This window comes from Rhizobium sp. IY2, assembly GCF_047532935.1.
In the GTDB taxonomy this organism is placed as follows: domain Bacteria; phylum Pseudomonadota; class Alphaproteobacteria; order Rhizobiales; family Rhizobiaceae; genus Rhizobium; species Rhizobium anhuiense.
In genome coordinates this window covers 18,689-39,391 of sequence record NZ_JBLKNU010000010.1, presented here as the reverse complement: position 1 = coordinate 39,391, position 20,703 = coordinate 18,689, and the positions used below count along the sequence as shown (strand labels likewise).

18 protein-coding genes are annotated in these 20,703 nt (G+C 60.7%); 12 read left to right on the top strand and 6 right to left on the bottom strand.

Annotated features, from left to right (window positions below; all coding sequences use genetic code 11):
• The first annotated feature begins 71 nt into the window (after positions 1 to 71).
• Genes ACMUVN_RS25395 through ACMUVN_RS25375 form a run of 5 tightly spaced genes read left to right on the top strand, consistent with a single transcriptional unit; the run spans position 72 to position 4,820 of the window.
• On the top strand, positions 72 to 956 hold the full coding sequence (locus ACMUVN_RS25395) for a carbohydrate ABC transporter permease (protein WP_025570023.1): 885 nt from the start codon (positions 72 to 74) through the stop codon (positions 954 to 956).
• The gene (locus ACMUVN_RS25390) at positions 956 to 1,801 is read left to right on the top strand and encodes a carbohydrate ABC transporter permease (protein ID WP_025570024.1); all 846 of its coding nucleotides are present in this window, start codon (positions 956 to 958) and stop codon (positions 1,799 to 1,801) included. The genes ACMUVN_RS25395 and ACMUVN_RS25390 overlap by 1 nt, the downstream gene beginning before the upstream one ends.
• On the top strand, positions 1,798 to 2,820 hold the full coding sequence (locus ACMUVN_RS25385) for an SIS domain-containing protein (RefSeq protein ID WP_025570025.1): 1,023 nt from the start codon (positions 1,798 to 1,800) through the stop codon (positions 2,818 to 2,820). Before ACMUVN_RS25390 ends, ACMUVN_RS25385 begins: the two co-directional genes overlap by 4 nt.
• The gene (locus tag ACMUVN_RS25380) at positions 2,821 to 3,750 is read left to right on the top strand and encodes a PfkB family carbohydrate kinase (protein WP_025570027.1); all 930 of its coding nucleotides are present in this window, start codon (positions 2,821 to 2,823) and stop codon (positions 3,748 to 3,750) included.
• On the top strand, positions 3,747 to 4,820 hold the full coding sequence (locus tag ACMUVN_RS25375) for an ABC transporter ATP-binding protein (protein WP_025570029.1): 1,074 nt from the start codon (positions 3,747 to 3,749) through the stop codon (positions 4,818 to 4,820). The genes ACMUVN_RS25380 and ACMUVN_RS25375 overlap by 4 nt, the downstream gene beginning before the upstream one ends.
• Positions 4,821 to 4,848: 28 nt before the next feature.
• On the opposite strand, the gene ACMUVN_RS25370 is transcribed toward ACMUVN_RS25375, so the two are convergent.
• From ACMUVN_RS25370 to ACMUVN_RS25350, 5 genes are all read right to left on the bottom strand, one after another.
• On the bottom strand, positions 4,849 to 5,676 hold the full coding sequence (locus tag ACMUVN_RS25370; RefSeq protein ID WP_414815614.1) for a glycoside hydrolase family 16 protein: 828 nt from the start codon (positions 5,674 to 5,676) through the stop codon (positions 4,849 to 4,851).
• Positions 5,677 to 5,726: 50 nt separating this feature from the next.
• Positions 5,727 to 7,208, bottom strand: coding sequence for a lipopolysaccharide biosynthesis protein (locus ACMUVN_RS25365; RefSeq protein WP_025570032.1), 1,482 nt, complete (start codon positions 7,206 to 7,208; stop codon positions 5,727 to 5,729).
• A gap of 82 nt (positions 7,209 to 7,290) precedes the next feature.
• Entirely contained in the window at positions 7,291 to 8,535 is a 1,245-nt protein-coding gene (locus ACMUVN_RS25360; RefSeq protein ID WP_063474362.1) for a glycosyltransferase family 4 protein, read from the bottom strand.
• Positions 8,532 to 9,881 (bottom strand): glycosyltransferase family 4 protein, encoded by a 1,350-nt coding sequence (locus tag ACMUVN_RS25355; RefSeq protein ID WP_414815613.1) that lies wholly within the window; start codon positions 9,879 to 9,881, stop codon positions 8,532 to 8,534. Before ACMUVN_RS25355 ends, ACMUVN_RS25360 begins: the two co-directional genes overlap by 4 nt.
• Positions 9,878 to 10,612 carry a Crp/Fnr family transcriptional regulator gene (locus ACMUVN_RS25350; RefSeq protein WP_025570037.1) on the bottom strand — a complete coding sequence of 245 codons (735 nt, stop codon included), beginning with the start codon at positions 10,610 to 10,612 and terminating at the stop codon, positions 9,878 to 9,880. Before ACMUVN_RS25350 ends, ACMUVN_RS25355 begins: the two co-directional genes overlap by 4 nt.
• A gap of 472 nt (positions 10,613 to 11,084) precedes the next feature.
• Between ACMUVN_RS25350 and ACMUVN_RS25345 the strand changes: the two genes are divergently transcribed.
• The 5 genes from ACMUVN_RS25345 (at position 11,085) to ACMUVN_RS25325 (ending at position 17,688) form a co-directional block, all read left to right on the top strand.
• Positions 11,085 to 11,789 (top strand): sugar transferase, encoded by a 705-nt coding sequence (locus ACMUVN_RS25345; protein WP_028756174.1) that lies wholly within the window; start codon positions 11,085 to 11,087, stop codon positions 11,787 to 11,789.
• A gap of 135 nt (positions 11,790 to 11,924) precedes the next feature.
• The gene (locus ACMUVN_RS25340; protein ID WP_028756173.1) at positions 11,925 to 13,682 is read left to right on the top strand and encodes a GumC family protein; all 1,758 of its coding nucleotides are present in this window, start codon (positions 11,925 to 11,927) and stop codon (positions 13,680 to 13,682) included.
• A complete protein-coding gene (locus tag ACMUVN_RS25335) occupies positions 13,679 to 14,701 on the top strand; it encodes a glycosyltransferase family 2 protein (protein WP_174824504.1) in 1,023 nt (340 codons plus the stop codon). The genes ACMUVN_RS25340 and ACMUVN_RS25335 overlap by 4 nt, the downstream gene beginning before the upstream one ends.
• 6 nt (positions 14,702 to 14,707) lie before the next feature.
• Positions 14,708 to 16,093 (top strand): polysaccharide biosynthesis/export family protein, encoded by a 1,386-nt coding sequence (locus ACMUVN_RS25330; RefSeq protein ID WP_025570044.1) that lies wholly within the window; start codon positions 14,708 to 14,710, stop codon positions 16,091 to 16,093.
• Between the two features lie 125 nt (positions 16,094 to 16,218).
• Complete coding sequence (locus ACMUVN_RS25325; RefSeq protein WP_414815612.1) at positions 16,219 to 17,688, top strand: hypothetical protein; 1,470 nt, start codon at positions 16,219 to 16,221, stop codon at positions 17,686 to 17,688.
• A 185-nt stretch (positions 17,689 to 17,873) separates the two neighbouring features.
• Here the strand turns inward: ACMUVN_RS25325 and ACMUVN_RS25320 are convergent, their stop codons facing one another.
• On the bottom strand, positions 17,874 to 18,173 hold the full coding sequence (locus tag ACMUVN_RS25320) for a hypothetical protein (protein WP_025570048.1): 300 nt from the start codon (positions 18,171 to 18,173) through the stop codon (positions 17,874 to 17,876).
• A 306-nt stretch (positions 18,174 to 18,479) separates the two neighbouring features.
• Between ACMUVN_RS25320 and ACMUVN_RS25315 the strand changes: the two genes are divergently transcribed.
• Positions 18,480 to 19,394, top strand: a complete 915-nt coding sequence (locus tag ACMUVN_RS25315; protein WP_025570050.1) for a glycosyltransferase family 8 protein — start codon at positions 18,480 to 18,482, stop codon at positions 19,392 to 19,394.
• Positions 19,395 to 19,526: 132 nt separating this feature from the next.
• Entirely contained in the window at positions 19,527 to 20,549 is a 1,023-nt protein-coding gene (locus ACMUVN_RS25310; RefSeq protein WP_025570051.1) for a glycosyltransferase family 2 protein, read from the top strand.
• The last annotated feature ends 154 nt before the right edge of the window (positions 20,550 to 20,703 follow it).

Genomic DNA, 20,703 nt, shown 5'->3' with positions numbered 1-20,703 from the left:
TGAAACCCGGGCGGCGCCCGCCGTCGCCCGGTTCGCTTTCGATAACCTATGAATGAAGAAGGGTCGCCTCGATGTCGGGCACTTGGCTGACAACCCGCGCGTGGCTTTTGATGCTGCCGCTTCTCGTGGTGATGATATCAGTCATCGGCTGGCCTCTGATCGATACTATCGGCCTCTCCTTCACCGATGCCAAGCTCGTCGGCACGCAAGGAAACTTCGTCGGCATCGACAATTATGCCAAGATGATCTCCGGCTCGAATTTCCAGCGCACGCTGATCACCACCGCATGGTTCGCGATCATCTCGGTCGCCGCCGAGATGGTGATCGGGGTTCTGGCGGCGCTGTTGCTGAACCAGCAGTTTCGCGGCCGCACCGCGCTTCGCGCCCTGATGATCCTGCCCTGGGCACTGCCGACCGTCGTCAACGCCACGCTCTGGCGGCTGATCTACAATCCGGAGTACGGCGCGCTGAATGCCGCACTGACCCAACTCGGTCTGCTGGAGGCCTACCGCTCCTGGCTCGGCGAGCCGGGCACGGCGCTGGCAGCCCTCATCGTCGCCGACTGCTGGAAGAATTTCCCGCTGGTGGCGCTGATCGCACTGGCCGCACTTCAGGCCGTGCCGCGCGACATCACCGCCGCCTCGCTGGTCGACGGCGCCGGTGCTTTCGCCCGCTTCCGCTTCGTCATCCTCCCCTATCTCGCCGGCCCGCTGATGGTCGGCTTGGTGCTGCGCACGATCGAAGCCTTCAAGGTCTTCGACATCATCTGGGTCATGACCCGCGGCGGCCCGGCCAACAGCACGCGTACACTGTCGATCCTCGTCTATCAGGAAGCATTCTCCTTCCAGCGGGCAGGCTCCGGCGCCTCGCTGGCATTGATCGTCACGCTGCTGGTGACGCTGCTTGCCGCCGGCTACGCCGCCCTGGTGCGCAAGACCGCCGGGAGTGCCGCTTGATGGAACGCCAGAGCCCGCTCTTTTCCGCCTTCATCCATCTCTGCGCGCTGCTGCTCGCCGCCGTCATCCTGGCGCCGATCCTGTGGCTGTTCATCATGAGCATCTCGCCGGCCGCCGATCTTGCCGCAAAACCCCTGCGCTGGTGGCCGCAGACGGCGGATTTCTCGCGCTACGCCGTGCTGCTTTCGACGCTCGAAAACAGCGCCGGCGCCGCCTTCACCTCATCGCTGCGCAACAGCATCGAGGTGGCGGGCATGGCGACGATCGCCGCCATCGCGCTTGCGATTCCGGCCGGCTGGGCGGTGTCGCGCACGCCTTCCGTCGGCTGGTCGCTGTCGATGGTGATCGCCACCTACATGTTGCCGCCGGTGGCGCTCGCCGTGCCGCTCTATATGAGCCTCTCCCATCTCGGCATGCTGAACAACGTCTTCGGCCTCGCCCTCGTCTATCTGACAATTCTCGCGCCCTTCACCACCTGGCTGATGAAATCGGGCTTCGATTCCATCCCGCGTGAGATTGAATCCGCCGCGATGATCGACGGCGCCGGCCTGTTCCAGACATTGCGGATCATCACGCTGCCGCTCGCCGCCCCCGTGGTCGCGACGTCCAGCCTCTTTGCATTCCTGCTTGCCTGGGATGAATTCTTCTATGCGCTGCTCTTCACCTCGGACCAGCGCGCCAAGACGCTGACCGTCGCCATCGCCGATCTCGCCGGCGGCCGCGTTTCCGATTACGGACTGATCGCGACGGCAGGCGTGCTCGCCGCCCTGCCTCCCGTGCTGATCGGCCTCGTCATGCAACGCGCCCTGATTTCCGGGCTTACCAGCGGCGGCGTCAAGGGATGAACATGACAGAAGAAACAATCCGGCCGGCCGGACTTGCCGCGATCGATCGCGAAATGGCGCGCCAGCATGTCGATGCGATCGCCTCCTACGAAGCTGCCCGGCCGATGGCGGCCAGGGCCGCCGCCTCGCTGAAGAAAACCGGCCGGCTGCTGCTGATCGGCATGGGCGGCTCGCACGCCGTCAACCGTGCCGTCGAGCCGCTCTACCGCGCGCTCGGCATCGATGCCCTCGCCTTGCCGCTGTCCGAGCAGCTCGGCCAGCCGCTGCCGATCAGCGGCAGGACGATCTTCGTCACCTCGCAATCCGGCGAAAGTGCCGAGGTCGTGCGCTGGTTCGACGAGACCGGCGGCACGGCGGAGACCTTCGGCCTGACGCTCGAAGGCAGTTCCTTCCTTGCAAGAACGACCCCGTCGCTGGTGGGTAGCGGCGGCACCGAGCTTGCCTTCGCCGCCACCCGCAGCCTGACGGTAACCTTCGCCCTGCATCTGGCAATCCTTGCCGCCCTCGGAGAAGATCCGGGCGCCGCGCTTGCCGTCCTCAGGGCGCCTGAAGACCAGGACATCGCCGACGCCCTCGCCGCCCTCGAAAACGTCGCGACCGTCGTCACCTCAGGCCGGCGGCTGCAGGGTGTCGCCGAGGCGCTGGCGCTCGGATTGACGGAACTGTCGCGTCGTCCCTGCTTCTCGCTGGAGGGTGGCCAGTTGCGTCACGGACCGATGGAGATGCTGGGGCCGGAGATCGGCGTCGTGCTCTTCCGCGGCTCGGACGAGACGGCCGGCCTGGTCACCGCAATGGCGGCGTCCGCCGTCGAGACCGGCGCCCCCGTCATCCTGTTCGACGCATCCGGGCAAGCGCCGGTCGCCGGCGCAGTGACGATCCGCTTTGCCCCTGCAACCGGCCTTGTCGCGATCTTCGCCATGCTGCCGGTTGCCCAGCGACTGATGATCGCCTTTGCCGATACCCGCGTGGAGAATGCCGGAACGCCTGTTCGATCCACCAAAATCACCCGGAGCGAATGAATGCGGCCACTTGCAGTCATCGGCAACGTCAATGTCGACCTGATCCTTGGACCGGCCGCCCCCTGGCCGAAGGCCGGGACGGAAATCATCGTCGACCATGACGAATTGCGGGTCGGCGGAGCAGCCGGCAACAGCGCGCTCGCCTGGCAGGCGCTTGGCGTCGAATTCGAGATCGCAGCCAATATCGGCAGTGACCAGTTCGGCCGCTGGCTGAGCGAAGCCTTCGGTCATCGTTCAGAGAAATGGCCGGTACGTCCTGAGAAAACGACACTCTCCGTCGGCATCACCCATCCGGACGGCGAACGCACCTTCTTCACCACGAGGGGCCATCTGCCGCGCTTCAGCATGGCAGACGTCTTCGCGGTCATCGAGGGCGAGAGGCTTCAGGGCGGTTATGCCCTTCTCTGTGGCTCGTTCCTGACCGACGATCTGACGAGAGAATATGACGCCGTGTTCGACTGGGCCGACAGCCATGGCATCACCATCGCCCTCGATACCGGCTGGCCGCTCGACGGCTGGACAGACGAGAATTGCGCGGCGACACGCGCCTGGCTCTCCCGCAGCGGCATCGCGCTGCTGAACGAGGTTGAATCGACGACGCTTGCCGGCATCGCCGATCCGATCGAGGCCGCCCGTCACATCAGATCGCATATGCCGGAGGGTGCGATCGTCGTCGTCAAACGCGGCCCGGATGGTGCCATCGCAATCGGGCCGGACGGCCTCTTGGTTTCGGTGGCCGCACCCGTCGTTGAGGTCGTCGATACGATCGGCGCCGGCGATGTCTTCAACGCCGCCTTCCTCGCCGCGCTCGCAAGCGATGCGCCGCTGGTTTCCTGCCTCATGGCGGGAACCGAGGTTGCCTCGCGCGCCATTTCCACCCTTCCCCGCAACTATGGCGGCCCGATACACCTGCAGGAGCCAGTGCGATGAGCGCACTCGAAATTCAGAACATCCGCAAGACCTATGGCGACGTCGAAACGCTGAAAGGTATCGACATCTCACTGGAAAGCGGCGAATTCCTGGTGCTGCTCGGTTCCTCCGGCTGCGGCAAATCCACCCTGCTGAACATCATTGCCGGCCTTGCCGAGGCGACGAGCGGCGATGTCAGGATTGGCGACCGCTCGGTGCTCGGCGTGCATCCCAAGGACCGCGATATCGCCATGGTCTTTCAATCCTACGCGCTCTATCCCAACCTGACGGTGCACCGGAACATCGGTTTCGGCCTGGAAATGCGCAAGGTGCCGGCGCCGGAACGCGACAAGGCCGTGCGTGATGCTGCAAAGCTGCTGCAGATCGAAAACCTGCTCGACCGCAAGCCGAGCCAGCTTTCCGGCGGCCAGCGCCAGCGCGTCGCGATCGGCCGCGCGCTGGTGCGCAAGCCTGAGGTATTCCTCTTCGACGAACCGCTCTCCAACCTCGACGCCAAGCTGCGCATGGAGATGCGCACCGAGATCAAGCGGCTGCATCAGATGCTGAAGACGACGGTCGTCTATGTCACCCATGACCAGATCGAGGCGATGACGCTGGCCAGCCGCATTGCCGTCATGCGCGACGGCCGCATCGAGCAACTCGGCACGCCGGAGGAGATCTACAACCACCCGGCGACACTCTATGTCGCGACCTTCGTCGGCGCGCCGCCGATGAACCTGCTGAAGGCAACAGTGCGTGACGATCGCCTGGCGCTTTCAGGCTCCGATGCCAGCCTGCCCCTGCCCGCCCGTTTCCGCGAGACGGCCGGCAATGGCCGCGACCTCATCCTCGGCATCCGTCCCGAGGCGCTTCGCACAGGCGGCACCGGCCCGTCGATCAAGGCAAACCTGGAGGTCGCAGAGCTGACCGGCCCGGAACTCGTCGTTACCGTCCTTGCCGGAAATCAGCGCCTGATGGCCTGCCTGCCGCCGCGCACGCCGATCCGCGACAACGAAAAGCTCACCCTCTTTTTCGACGAGGAGGCAATGCATCTCTTCGATCCGGAAACCGGCCTCAGCTGCGGCCGTTAGCGACGGAACGACTATCCCCGTCCCCTGCTCAATTCGCCGCGTCGGTGGGCTTCCGCTGGTAGACGTGGATATAGTCGACGAGCAGGATGGAAGGATTCGACGTTTCATCGATCGGCCAACCTGAGCCGAGTGCCAGGTTCACCAGCGGATAGAACGGCATATGGAACTCCTTCGGCGTATCGAAGCTCCAGATGAACTGGCGGTCGAGGTAGAAGCTCGTCTTGTCAGCTTGGATATCGACGCCGTAAGTGTGATATTCGCTGTTCAAAATTCCATCCTGGACGGTTTGCCAATGACCACCGGTGGTGTTCTGGCCACCCTGGCTCTGACGCCAGATATGAAAGCCCATGCTGAATTCGTAGGGCGCGCGTCCATAATATTCCAAGACGTCGATCTCTGCGGTGTATTTCGACCGGTCGAGCCCGATGAGCCAGAAGGCCGGCCAGACGCCCTTGCCCGGCGGCAGCTTCATCCGTGCTTCGAAATAGCCGAACTGCTGCGAGAATCCTTGGCCTTTCGGGTTCACCGACGACAACAGGCCCGACCGCCAGGTTCCATCGGCCTCCTTGCGCGCTTCGATCTTCAGAATTCCCTGATCGGTGGTAAACGGAAAGCCGGGGGCCGGATCGGTGAAACGGGCGTCACCGAAATCGCCGTTCCAGGGCGTATGGGCGATCCAGCGAGAGCTTTTCTCTCCCCAGGCCGAAACGTCGAGGCTGTCGAAACTCTCCTCGAACGTCAGTTGGTAGGCATTGATATTGAGCGGCTCCTGGGCGACGCTCGGTTGGCCGGGTAACGCCCCCAGTCCGAGGATGATGAGCAAACCAAAAGCCTTAGAAGATACCTTGTAACGCATTCTGCTCCTCCGAAAACGCCAAACCAATCGTTGGACTGCACTTGTTTCGATCATGAAGTGAGAACCCCGCTTCGTCGCGGCATGAGCCTTTGGACGACGATGGTCTCGATGCCGTCGGGTCTACCGACAACCTGCCACACGAGCAGCGCGAAGGCCCAGAAGATCGCTACTGCCGCCCCGCCGCAAAGCGCCAGGCTGACGACAAGGTTGAGGCCGACAGGCATGGCGGAGAGCATCGGCTCGATCCACAGCAGGAAAGCGATCATCGGCAAGCTCGCGGCCAGAGGCCGTAAAAAGGCATACAACTGAGCGGCAAACGTCGCTCCGATCAGCCGCCGCGTGATGATGAGCGATGCGGCATAGGCGACAAGCACCGCCACGATCCGCGCGCCCAATGCTCCTGCTACCTGAAAATAGACAACGCCCAGGATGGTGACCGGAACCCTGACGGCGAACTCGGCAAACATCCGGAGAGCGAGATAGCGGGTTTTGTTCAGGACCATAGCCAATGGCGGCATCATGTTCGTGGGAAGACCGAGCAGACTGACGATGCACAGCCATTGTAGAATCGGCGCCGCGGATGCCCATTTCTCGCCGACGATAATGCGCACGGACGGCTCGGCAAGAAAAGCGAGCGCGAGGAGGATGGGCGCGGCAACGAAGGTGATCGCGTTCGTCGCCTTCAGATAGGCCGCGATCAGATTCCGACGGTCATCGACGGTCGAGAATGCCGCCATCAGCGGACGCAGTAATGGCCCGACGAAGGTCTGGTATGGAATACCGGCGATGTTGTCGGCGACGCTGAAGGCGCCGAACGTCGACAAGCCGGTAAAGCGCGGCAAAAGCAGCCGGTCCAGTTGCCAGTTGATCGAACTCAGCACCTGCGAGACGGTGTTCCAGCTGATCATGTCCTGAAAGTGCTTCCACTCGGAAAGGCTGAACCTCGGCCGCATCGGCGCAAAGACATAGGAGGTGATCGCCGCGGCGGTCGGGCCTGCAACCGCGCCGATCGCCAGTCCCCAATAGCTGCCGGTCGCGACCGCCACCCCGACACCGAATAGTAGTGTCGACCCCTTGGTGATGAGATCGAGTGCGAACTCGCGTTTGAAATCGAACCGCTGCATGAACAACACCATGCGCGGGCTGATCACACTGCGCATGGCAGGCGCGATGGAGAGCACGGCGACAAGAGAGAAAATCCGGGAATCGTCATAGATCAGCGCCATCGGCCAGGAGATGATCATCATCAGCGTGCTAATGGCCACGCCTCGAAGCAGGCTGAGGGTAAGGGCCGTGGCAAACATATCGTCCGAAGGCGACGGCTGACGCATCAGGGCCTGCGTCAGCGGCAGGTCCAAAATTGTCTCGACGATGACCAGCACCGAGGTCGCGATGGCGACCAGGCCGAAATCCGCGGGGCTCAAAAGCCTTGCCAGGACAAGGAGGCTAACGAAATCGAGCATCCGCGCCAGGAATTTTCCGCTGATGGTCCAGATGCTCGCCGTCGCCGTCCTCTGAGATACGCTTGACATGGTCTGTTTATTTATTCCTCGTCGAGGGTTTGAGAGACGGTTTCGGTCGCGGCGGCAACGCAGGCGGCTCCGCTTCTTCCCGTCAGCCCGGCCGTCTTCTGAAGACGTCGGCGGGTCGGTCGCCATGGGTGGATAGTTGTTGCTCGATCAGGCCGGACAGACGGTCGCGGAACACGGCGGAAGAGAATTTCAGCGAGTGCGCGCGGATCGCATGCGGATCGATATCGTCCTCCACCTCTTCGAACGCCGCCATCGTTTCCAGCAGAGCTTCTGTGGTCTGCTCCGCGAAGCGAAAGCCGACCTGCGGCGAGGAAACGGTCTCCCTGGCGCCGCCGGCGTCGAACGCCAGGACCGGCCGCCCCGATGCCATGGCTTCCACCGGCAGGATGCCGAAATCTTCGGTACCCGGAAACAACAGGGCGCGGCATCGCGACAGGTGATCGCGCAGAACGTTGAAGGGCTGATGGCCGAGAAACTCGACGGTCGGTCCGGCAATCGACTTCAGATAAGCCAATTGTTCGCCCTCGCCGATCACCACCAGTTTTCGGCCGGCCTCGGTGCAGGCGCGAACGGCGATATCCGGCCGCTTGTAGGTGGTCAGCTGTCCCGCATAGAGATAGAACTCGCCTTTCCCCTTCCCCACCGCAAAATCATCGGTCGCAACGGGAGGATGGATGACGATGGATTCCCGGTCGTAGAAGCGGCGGATGCGGCTTGCGACATAATCGGAGTTGGCGACGAACAGATCGACCCGCGAGGACGTCGTCACATCCCAGGCGCGCAGCATGGGCGCGGTGATCGACATCAACGCGCGGCCCACCCAGGGAAGGCCATGGCGATAGACATGGAACTGATCCCAGATATAGCGCATCGGCGAATGGCAGTAGCAGACGTGGAGGGCGTCGGCGCGTGTGATGATGCCCTTGGCGGGTCCGGATTCGCTCGACAGCACGAGATCGTAATCCTGCAGGTCGAACTGCTCGAGCGCGAAGGGCATCAGCGGCAGCATCTTGGTATAATGACGCTGCGCGCCGGGGATCTTCTGCAGGAAGGACGTGCGGATGTTCCGCGTCTTCAGAAAATCGCTGATGCGATCCCGGTTGCAGACGAGGGTGAAGATGTCGGCCTGCGGAAACATGCGGCACAGTTCTTCGACGACCTTCTCGCCGCCGCGCATCGAAACGAGCCAGTAATGCACGATGGCAACCCGCAGCTGCTTGGTTTCGCTTGCGCTTCCGGCCTCCGCGACGCGTCTTTTCGCCATCACAGGCGCATCACCAAGAAATGCTCTCGCGTCAGGAAGAGAGGTTGTTGCTTTAAGGGTCAACTGAATACTCCTTGTATCGCCACGCCGTCTGTCAGTTCGGGAACCACATTCGTTGAAATCAGGCTGTGATATTCGGCAAGAAGCGCGTCGCGCCATTCTTCGTGTGTCGAGGCGAGATCCGGCGACAGCCGGAAAGCCCGCTCGCTCATGGCGCGGACCTCATGCCCCGGCATCTGGCTAAATCGCGCCAAAGTCTCGGCAAAGGCGCTTTCGTCAGCCGTATCACAGGCAAGCGCCATGCCGGCTCTTTCCATTTCCTCGGCGAGAAAGGCGCTGCGCGACATGATGACCGGCAGACCGCTCCTGGCTGCTTCGATAGCGACGAGGCCGAACGGCTCGGGATAGCGCGAAGGCATCAACAGGGCACGCGCCTTGCGGATGGTCGGGCCAATCTCCGCATGCGACTGCCAGCCCAAGGCCCTGACGTGATTTCCTGACGCTGCGACCAACGGCATCAGCGGCCCGTCCCCGATCACGCAGAGCCTGACGCCGGCTCTGCGCGTGGCGGCCACAGCATCTTCTATGCCCTTCTCCTCGTCCAGCCGCCCGATGAAGACGAACTCGTCGTTGGCCTCCGCCTCGATGCGTTTGATGGACAGGGGAGCGACGGGATTGCGGATCGTCGTCAGCCGCTCCGGCCGATAGCCGGCGCCGACGAGAAAGCTCGCCATCTTCTCGTGCAGCAGAATTATCCGACCGAAATCGGCCTGATCCTTCAGGCGCCGGAGGATATTGGAGCCGCGGGCGACCCGCCACAATTTATGCGAATAACTTCTCTTGTCGCAGGCCGTTGCGATGCAGCTTCCCCCGAGCGGACGTCGAAGGCAGATTTCCTGCGCCTGATAGTCGAAGAACGCGCCGTTGGGGCAGGCCGTGAAGAAATCGTGTGCGTGAACCACGCATCGCCTGGCGACCGGCATCAGCGCCCTGAAAATTGCCGGAGACAGGATCTGGTGCCAGCCATGCACATGATAGACGGTGTTGGCGGTGTCCTGTGCGGCAATCCAGTTGGCGACCATACGGACGGCGGCGCCATTGTGAATGCCGGTCACGAAAGCCTTGGCACGTTCGGCGCTGAGCAGGTCGCGGCTGTTCAGCCCGACCATCGAGACCCCAAGTGCGGCAAGCTCCGCATTGGCGGCGTCATCCCCGCAAATATAGGTTACAGGGATGCTGAGCCCCCGAAAAAGCTTGGCAGACAACACCGCAAGCGCTGTTGCACCGCCTCTGGCCACCGAGTAGTCGTCGATGATGACGACGCGATCGATTTTTATGGTGCCGGGGCGGGGAAAGCGGCCGAAGCTAGCAGCGGATCGAGGGGCCTCGGGGAGCGATGAGCCCATCACTTCACCGAAACCGCGTTGGCACAGGCCTCCAGCGCCTTGCGGTTGAGAATGCGGATCTTGCCCTGCCCGCCGTCGATGATCTTGCTTTCCCGCAGGCGCCTCAGGCATTGATTGACCTTCTCGCGGGACGCCGGCAGCGTCGCCGCCAGGTCATTTTGCGAGATGATCAGCTCGTCCCCGCTGTTTGCCGCATCTTTTCCATATACGGCGGAGAGCCGCAGCAGCGTACTGGCCAGCCTCGACTGCAGGCTCGACGCCGCATTTGCAATGATCCGGAGTTCAAGCTCTGAAATACGCGCCAGCGCCCTGGAGAAGACTTTTTCGCGAAAGCTGGGGTCGCTGGCGTACATGTCGCGCAGCAGCCGGCCTTCGAAGAAATGCAGTTCGCAGTTGGAACCGGCTCGGTATTCGAGGCTCAAGGCCTGCCTGCGCAGAACCTCGAGCTCGCCGATAAGGCCCGATTTCGGAATGATCTCGACGATGAATTCCCTGCCGTCGGGTAGCATCGTGCTTGCGCTGACCACCCCCGACTGTACGCGCGCAAACGTATCGACGAGAACGCCGGCCCCGGCGATGACCTCGCCGCGCCGGAAACGTCGGACGCTCGATCGGCAGGAAAGAAATTCGTCGTCAATGACGATGCGACTGTTGAGATGAATGCCGCCGTTAGCCGGTACCGCCGCCTTGCCGATGCCGGCTCTGCGATCTGATGCGTGTGTCAACCCGTCCATGCGCACAACTCCCAGTACTCGAATAACCATAGGCAATGCTGCACTGCATCATTTATATTGTCTTAATATGAGAGTCAAATAACATCGGCAAGAGATAACGCAAAGATAAAGTCTACATTTGGTTGAGAAGCAAAAGATACATTATCAATTGCAATCAAAATTTCGGCGAAACCACAAAACCATCGTTCAATCAATGACACATGCTTATTAAACAGTCTTGGTGAATTAAAAATCAGCAACAACCGAAATGATCATATCAAAACTGTAAATGAATCTGCGCCTATTAATCACCATGAAGTAGGTTAGATTGTCATTAGATATGAAAATAAGGCTATTGGGTGTAGTTGGAATTCACTAATGCCGGTTAGTAGCATAAAGAATTTGTTAAGGATTATGACCTTGGTAACAGACAACCAGGGTGCGGCGCAGCAAACTTTCAACGGTTCTTAATCGGAATGTTTGGAGACCACCGATGACATGGGAAGCACATAGTTTCGAGGCTTGGTCGCGTGTTGGGCGGCCGCCCGCGAAAGGCGGCGATCTCCATTCGTCCCGGCCCCGTGCAGCGGGCAGATCGTCGAAGCGCGCGATAGACCTTTTCATCGCCGTTATCGCCTTGATCCTGCTTTCCCCGCTTCTGTTGCTCGTCGCACTGATCGTGAAGATGAGCGACCGCGGCCCGGTCTTCTATTCCCATACGCGCATCGGGGTCGGCGGAGCGCCATTCGGATGCCTCAAATTTCGGACGATGAAGACCGACGCGAGTGCTCAGCTTGCCGAATTGCTGGAAAACAACCCGGCTGCGCGAAGCGAATGGGAAGCGACGCGCAAGCTGAAGGACGATCCGAGAATCACGGCCGTCGGCGAGATTCTGAGGCGGTCGAGCATCGACGAGCTTCCGCAACTGATCAATATCATGCGCGGCGAAATGAGCCTTGTCGGCCCCCGGCCGATCACCGCCGAGGAACTGCCGCGCTACGGCGAGCATATATGGGCCTACATGGCCGTCCGCCCGGGCCTGACCGGTCACTGGCAGACCAGCGGGCGCAATGATGTCAGCTACGAGTACCGGGTTTCCCTCGACGTCCAGTATCTCAACAACTGGTCGCTCGGCCGGGACTTCGTCATCATTGCCAAGACAATTCCCGCCCTGTTTTCGCAGCGTGGCTCGTACTGAGCCTTCAGGGGGAGGGCTGCCGATCATGCCTGAAATCGGAAGACACGCTACTCCCCCCGTCCCCTCCAAGCTGCCAGCACCCGGTCACCCGGTGCCTGGTGACTCCGTGATATCGCCATTTTGGAATAGGACGACATGACCTCGAGCACGATCTTCAGCGGTGTTTCTCCGATATCTCTGCCTCCCGCAGCCACTGGCGGGAATTCGCCGCTGACCTTGCGGGATATGCTGTTCTTTCTCAGAATGCGCTGGTTGTGGATTGTGACGACGACGATCGCCTTCCTCGCAATCGCAGGGAGCTACCTGCTGACCGTCGAGCCGACTTTCGTTGCCAACACGCAGCTTGTGATCTTCCCCCAGGTGAGCGGCTCCGAAGCCCAGAGGGCTTTCGCGGAAGACGCATTTATAGAGGGTCAACTGGAGATTGCCAAATCCAGCGATGTCGTCAGCGGAACGGTAAGAGTCCTTGGTCTCGACACCGATCCTGACTTTGTCGATCAGACGCCTTCGCTGCAGGACAGGGCAAAGAACTGGTTGATGGGAATCTCTTCAGAACCGGACGCATCTCAGGAAACGGCAGACGCAGCCACGAGTGAGAGACGACCGCAGACGGAAGAGGAGCGGACCCACGATCGGGCGATCGCCACGCTGCAGAGTATGATGGGAGTACGCCGGATCGGCAGTTCGACGATCATCGAGATATCGGCGGCAGCGTCCACCCCTCAGAAGGCAGTCGACATCGCCGACACGCTCGCCAGGCAGTATATCCAGAAGAATATCGCGATGAAGGCCAATGCTTCCCGGCAATATAGCGACTGGCTGGCAAAATTCGTAATCGAGCAGCAGCGGGGACTGGCCGAAGCTGCCAGCGCCCTGGCCAGCTTCACCAGCAATCCGCGCGATCAATTCAAGCTTGCGGAACTGCAGAGCGCGACGGACGCTCGCCGCACCCTCTATGAAAATACCTTGAACCAGCTGACCGAAGCCAAGCAGCGCATCACCTACCCGGTGTCCGATGCGACGATCGTCTCACGAGCCACGCTGCCTCTTTCGAAGGAGAGACCACGCAGCACGCTCATCATCGCCTTTGCGGCGGCGGTTGGTCTTGGCGCCGGCCTGGCACTTGCCATGATCAGGCATGCCGGCGATCGCCGGATCGTCCGCCCCCATCAGATCGCGGAAGCCGGTGGGTTGCCCTTCGTCACTTTGCTGTCGACATCGAGGAAGAGCCGGAATGGAGACCCCGCACGTTTCCTCGCCGCCGACACCGGCAGTAGCGACACAGCCGCCTATCCTGTTATTCCGGGCATGGCGGAATTGAGCGCGACGGTCGTCGGTCTTCGGCGCAAACGCCGGGTCGTCATCGGTATAGTCGCCGTCAATCCCGGCAGTGGCGCATCGACCATAGCATGCGAACTTGCGGTGCTGTCGTCGATATCAGGGGCGCACACGCTGCTGATCGATGCGGCCGCGCAGAAATCCTCGCTCAGCAAATCTATCGCGCCCGATAGTTCCACAGGCCTAGTCGATGTTCTCGACAATGGTGAGCTGATTCAGACGGCGGCATTACCGCTCACCCCGACGCTGAAATTCCTTCCCCTCGGCAAGGTCGAAGCGGTGACGCCGGCCATTCGCCTGAGTTCCCGCCGCACGCAGTTGAGCTTTGCCGACCTGAAAAAGGAATTCGACGCCATATTCGTCGATATCTCCTCATTCTCCGCGTCGCCGGATGCCAATGCGATCGCGTCGGAGCTGGACGGTGTCCTCGTGGTGACCTCGCACGGGCACACTTCGATCGACGATACCATGCGCGTCATCGACACGCTGCGGAATGTCGGCGCGGAGATCCTCGGGGCGATCATCAACCATGCGCCGAAGAGAATGCAGTCATGACCTCCCCCTCGGCAGAAGCAACCAGGCAGGACGGGTCGATCGGGCCGGCGCCTGTCCCTTGCGGACCTGAAGCCATGGCGGAGCGCGCAAGCCATCCACTGCGAATGGCCGTGGGGATCGCCTCGGCGGGCCGCCCCTCGATACTGCGGGAGACGGTCGACTATCTGACCACCCTGCCGAACCAGGCTGAGCGGCTGATCGTCTGCGTGCCCGCGATCGACGATGCCGCCGGGCTCGCCGACCGCTGCGATGTGGAAGTCATCGTCGGCAGCCGCGGCCTGACCTCCCAGCGCAACCGGATCATCCAGGCTGCCGCCTTCGATATCGATGTTCTGATCTTCCTGGACGATGACTTCATTCCCGCCGCGACCTTCCTGCCCCGGATGGCGGCCGTCTTTGCGGCTAACCCCAACGTGGCGATCGCCACCGGCGAAGTCCTGGCCGACGGTGTCCTCGATGGTGGCCTCAGCATGTCAAAGGCCCTGCAGGTCCTTGATACTGCGGGCGAAGCAACCGAGCAGGTGACGGAGGTCTACAACGCCTACGGATGCAACATGGCAGTTCGCCTTTCACCCGTTCTCGAGCACGCGCTGGCCTTTGACGAACAGCTGCCGCTCTATGGCTGGCTCGAGGATGTCGATTTCAGCCGGTCCATCGCCCGCTATGGCAGGTCCGTGCATGTCGAAGGCGCCCGCGGGGTGCATCTCGGTGTCAGATCCGGGCGCCAGCCCGGGCGAAGGCTCGGCTATTCGCAGGTTGCCAATCCCGTCTATCTGATCCGGAAGGGCACGATGTCGAGGGGTCGTGCCGTCGTCCAGATCGGCCGCAACATCCTGGCGAATACGCGGGGCCTCTTGTTCAATGACCGCTTGATCGACCGCTGGGGACGTCTGAACGGAAATTTTCTGGCGCTGTCCGATCTTGTTGTCGGCCGTACCTCTCCGTCCCGCATTCTCGAGTTCGGCAATCCTTCGCCGCGCGAGATGCCGTCGCCATCGATCGCAACGAAACGGAGATAGCAGACAATGCAGCACACATCCTTGTCCGATCGCCTCGTCTCCGTCGCCCTTGCCTTGCTGGTATTCTCCTGCATGACCGGCTGGAGCGTCGCCCATGCGGAAAACTACACTCTTGTGCCGGAAGACCAGGTGAGACTGCGTGTCGTTGAATGGCGATCGTCGGATTCCCGATATGCCAGCTGGGAGGCGCTCGACGGGACCTATGCCGTCGACGATGCCGGCAATCTGTCGATCCCGATCGCCGGCCAGGTGCAGGCGATCGGGAAAACAACGCAGCAGGTCGCCGATGCGATCGCCGGCGCACTGTCCGAAAAGGCCGAACTGCCGGGAAAACCGTTCATCGCCCTGGAGATCGCCCAGCATGCGCCGATCTTCTTAACCGGAACCGTGCAGACCCCCGGGCGCTATGCTTTTGAGGCAGATATGACGGTCATGAAGGCCGTCAGCATTGCCGGCGGCTTCCTTCGGGATCGCGAGGAAAATACCGTCTTCGAGCGCGACCGGATCCAGGCTGCAGGCGCCTATCGAACGGCCATTCTCAACAGGCGCGATCTTCTGATGCGCCAGGCGCGGCTGCGTGCCGAAATTGCCGGCGAACAGAGTTTCGAGATCCCTGCCGAGCTCGTCGGAACGCCCGATGTGGACAAGCTGAAGGCGCAGGAATTGAACCTGATGCGGCTGCGCCGCGTCGATATCCAGAGCCAGATCGACGCGGCGAGCGACCTCGCGCGTCTCTACGGCCAGCAGGTCGAGTCGCTCGAAGCCAAGATCAATTCGCAGAAGCGGCAGATCGATCTTGCGCAGAAGGAACTGGATAATGTCAACAGTCTGGTGAGCAAGGGCCTGGTCAGCAATTCCCGTCAGGTCTCGGTCGACCGCTGGGCGGCGGATGCACAAGGTACGCTGATCGATCTCGAGGTCGCCCTGACCACGGCTCGCCAGGGGCTCAGCGAAGCCGATCGCTCGAAGATCAACATCGCCAACAGGCAGAACAGCGAAAACCAGGAACTGCTGAATCAGGTCAATCTCGCGATCGGCAGGGCGGCAATCGACATCCAGGTGGCGCAGCTCCTCGGCGAACAGGCCGGATACAGCGCTCAACTCGCCCAGATGAATACCGACATGCCGGGTCTTGGCAGAGCACAGAAAAACTACCGGATCGTGCGTCGCAACGACGATGGGACTTATCGCAACATAGAGGCGGACGAGACGACCACCTTGCGGCCACATGATGTCGTCGAAATCGGCATCGACACGGACCTTCAGACGCCACCGCCTCCACTGCAACTGCAGTCCGCGCCGCAGCAGCAAAGCTCGGCAGTCCCGCTGTCTGATGTCGCCGGAGACAATCAGGCGGCTCCCGGCTGGATATCCCAGACGGGATCGAATTAGGGGGCGGCTGTGATCATCGATGACAACAGGCGGCTTTCGCCTCAAGCATCGCGCCGAAAGCCGGATACCGGTTTTCGGCAAACCCGATGCCTTGGCTGTTCGTCCTCCGGATCGGGATCTGAAGCATGTCGATAGAACCGATCGGCTTCCTCATTCTGCTGCTTGGCCTGCTCACCATGGTCAACGGTGCGCGTTTTTCTATAGCGACCCTCTGCCTGTCGACGCTCTTGGGCGCCGCAGCGGCGCTCCAATTGCCGGCGCTCGGCGGCAGCAGCATCCAGCCGAGCCATCTTCTGGTGCTCTTTCTCGTTGCGGCCGCCCTGCTGCGCCCGGCTCAAACGCAGGCCATACTGACCAGCCTCGCCTATCCAGGCCCCGGCTTCTGGTTTGCCACCTACATCCTGTTTTCCGTGGCATCGTCTTTCTTCTTGCCCCGCATTTTTGCCGGCGCAACCCTCGTCTATTCCTCGGCACGAGACGCATCGGGCATGATGTCGACGGTAGCCGCGCCGCTGGCGCCGGGTTCGTCCAATCTCAGCCAGTCTGTCTATCTGCTCGGCGACCTCGCCTGCTTTGCCGCCGTTTCGGGGCTTGCGAGACTTGGATATGCCCGTTTCATCGCACAGCAGTTGATCGTGGCGTCAATCGTCTGTTTTGCCCTGGCGTTGATTGATATCGGAACCTTCCTGACCGGCCAGTCCTACCTGCTCGATGTCATCAGGAACGCAAATTATACGATGCATACGGCCGAGACGATCAGCGGCTTCAAGCGCATTGTCGGACCCTTTCCCGAAGCAAGCATGTATGGCGCGGTCGCACTGGCCTATTTTTCCTTCACGCTCATGCTCTGGCTGGAGCGTGTTCAAAGCCGAATGGCGGGACTTGCAACGCTTTTCATCGGCCCGACGATCGTCCTCTGCACGTCGACGACCGCCTATATCGCGGGCATCTTCGTCGTCTGCATGTTCGTGCTGTTCTGCCTGAAACGGCTGATCGGGGGCCCGGCTACGACTGCGCATGTCACACTCCTGGTGATCACGCTGTTCTTGATCCCCTGCGCCATCGTCGCACTCAGCCTTGTCCCCGACGCGTGGGATTCCATCGCCGGCCTTGTGAACACCACCTTATCGGACAAGCTCCAATCGCAATCCGGCGAAGAGCGGACCGCCTGGAATACGCTGGCATTGATCGCATTCGTCGACACCGCTACCTTCGGCGCCGGGCTCGGCACGGTTCGAGCTTCGAGTTTTATCGCAGCCCTGCTCTCTAATGTCGGTTTGACCGGCACTCTGCTCTTCGCCACCTTCCTGTACAGCCTTGTGAGGGCGTCCGGCCGGCACATATCAGGCGATCGGGAAACGCACGCGATCGGAAACGCCGCAATTATGGCATCGATAGCCCAGGTCGCCTCGGCATCGATATCAGGAAGCGGTACCGATCTCGGCTTGCTGTTCAGCACCACGGCGGGCCTGGCGGCCGGCTGCCTGGCGACAACCAATATCTCGCCACGACAGGCGACCCGATCGCTTGCCAACCGGACCCCACTGGAGACATCGACATCTCAGATGAGAGCGCCGATGTTTTCAACGCGATGACGCCCGCCTTGCAGTTTCGCCATGGCGCGAGATGGTCTCGTCGAGCCATCGGCATGCCCGCGCCGGTTCGGAATCGGCCGGCCGCGCCGCATCTTTCAAACATTGCCGGTAATAGCAATTCGTCGGCCGAACGCGATCGCGCAAAACCGTCCCCAGAAGGCTATTCTGCGGATTCTATGTCAAAATCAGCTCTGCTGGCGCTCTCTGGTGGCCGCGACGTTATCTGCGACGGAATTGTTTTGCCGCTGCCTGGCACTACGCCGCACAAACCCCGAAACGAACACGCCTGCCAAGTAGCCGACTTCCATGAGTGCGAGGATGGCAATAGCGGAGAGGATGGCGGCGATCATGGAGGAGCCGTCGGTGAAAACCACGCTGCCGAAGCCGATTGCCACGAGGAAGGCGAAAATTGCGAAAGCCCAGGCACGGATGGAAGCTCCGGCAGCTATCGATATCACCGCTGCCACGACTGCGGTGATCAGCATGACAATTCCCCTTCCCTCTGCTTTCCGACAACGGTCCCGGTACCGACCGTCGTACCGCGAAACACGATGTCGAAACACAGCCTTTTTACAGGCAAGGCACTCTTCATGGCGAATATCTCAACAATGAAACACATAAAAACCGCCGGCGGCCAGACACCCGTTCAGCTCCGCGGCGCTGAACACCGGCTATATATACCGAACAGGGCCTTCATATGACAGACCCGTCGGCTCAATTCTCAATCGTTCCCTCGACGGGCAACTCAATGCCGATTCATTCGTATTGCGCACAATCGGAAGGGTGATGACATGAACAATCAGTGCGTCGTCTACGTCACGGATGTCGAGTATTCATTTCCAACCATTCTCTCCGCACTTCAGGCTCGCAAATTTGCAAGCCCCGCGACAGATGTCTGCGTCCTCATGTCGGAACATCTCAATAATTTCGAGGAGCTGAAAGCCCTGCTGGCAACGAGCCGGGTCGACTTGATCGATGCGACCGACGCGCTGCGGGATTCGCTCGGCAGGCTCGACAGTTCGCATTTCCAGGGACGCATCAGCGTCAGCACCATGGCCAAGCTGGTCCTTTGCGAGATCCTGCCTACCAACTATACCCAGATCATCTATCTCGATGGAGATACCCAGATCGTCAGCGATCTCAGTCGGCTCGAAAATGCCACTGTGCCCGAGGGCAGGTTTTTCGCGGCGCGCGACTATACCGCGATCCATGACTTCCTCGACACTGGAAAGAGCAGCTACTATTTCAATGCAGGGGTGCTGAAATTCCACCGCAACGGTTGGATCGGGCAGGAGGCGCTTGAGCTTTTTGCTAAAAACCCCGAGGCCTGCGAGGGTAAACATGATCAAGGCGCATTGAATTATGTCTGCGGTTCATCGCTTATCCTCGTATCGAACCGCTGGAACTTCCCCAAACAGTTCCTTCATCTGGTAAACATGTCCTCCCTGTCGATCGTCCATTACATGGCGCATCCGAAGCCGTGGCATGGCACCTTCTTTCCATGGACCGACAAGGAAAGCCAAGTCTACGTCGACCTGCGCAAAGCACATCCGATTTACAACGCGCTGTATCGCGGAATAAGCTTCGACCGTAAGATGCTGTATAAATACCGGTCGATACGAGCGCGCATCGAACACGCAATCGAGAAAAACGGACCCCATCCGCGCGTCCAGAGCCTGCTGGTCGGCGGCGACTACGCCGTATGATGATGTGTTGTTGGTCAGACCTGAGGATTGTCCGCGTGACGGATGTCGGGATTGCCGGTCGAGCCGTGGATTGCAGGCGGATGCGCAAGTATTCATCCATTCACCCAGAATGGATAGTGTTCAGGACAGAATATGAGTTATAGGGCTTCCGCCGCCAGTATCTCGCATTACCTAAAAGCTCGCCTGCGCCGGACGCTCAAGGCTCGGCAGGTTCGTTACGACCTGCTGCGCGACGGGCTCAAGCAGGCGCGTCATGTCGTCATCTGCGTCATCCGCGACGAGGGACACCGGCTGGCATTCTTCCTGCAGTATTATCGCGATCTCGGCTTCGAGCACTTCATCTGCATCGACAACGGCTCGTCCGACGGTACGGCCGAGTTGCTGTCCAGCTTCGACGATGTGTCCCTTCTTTCGGCTCATGGCTCCTACAAGGCGGCGAGATTCGGAAACGACTGGATCAACGAAGTAATCAACCGCCACTGCCGGGAGAAATGGGTCCTCTATGTCGATGCGGACGAGTTTCTGGTCTATCCGCATTGCGACACACGACCGATCGATCAATTGACCACCTATATCGAATCCATGGGCGGCCACTCGCTCCGCTCGGTCATGATCGACATGTACAGCCCGCATCCCGTTCTCGAAAACATATGCGAACCCGGTCGCAATCCGCTCGAGGTCTGCAATCTCTTCGACCGATCCGGCTATGTCGCACATTTCGACAAACGCAACGGGACGATATGGATCAAGGGCGGCGTCCGCGGGCGCGTCTATTTCCACGACCGGCTCTGGGACGGCCCCGCGCTCAATAAGATACCACTCGTCTATATCAAGGGTGAACGTCTGTTTCTGAAATCATCGCACCAGGTCTGGCCGCTCTCCCTAAATCTGGGCGACATGCGCGGAGCGCTCGGCGTGTCCGGCGCTCTTCTGCATTTCAAGTTCCTGTCGACCTTCGTGCACAAGGTTGCCGATGCGGCGCACCTGTCCCAACATACGGAAGAATATACCGTATACTCTTCGAGCAAGGACATGGATGACTTCGTCTGTGAGGATACGGGCACCTACAGAAGCTGGAAGGACCTGTCCGATCACGGGCTGATCCAGGGTGAAGGTTGGCAATACTGGAGACATGCTTGCGAGAGCGAAGTCTAGAGCAATTCCAGCAAAAGTGCGTAGCGGTTTTGCGTCCGGAATTGCGTGAAAACAAAGAGATAGAGCATTTCCGTGATTCGGAGAAAAACGGAAATGCTCTAAAGCAGGCCGCGCAAAATCCGCAGTGGTTTGCGACGATGTGCATGAAGGCAAA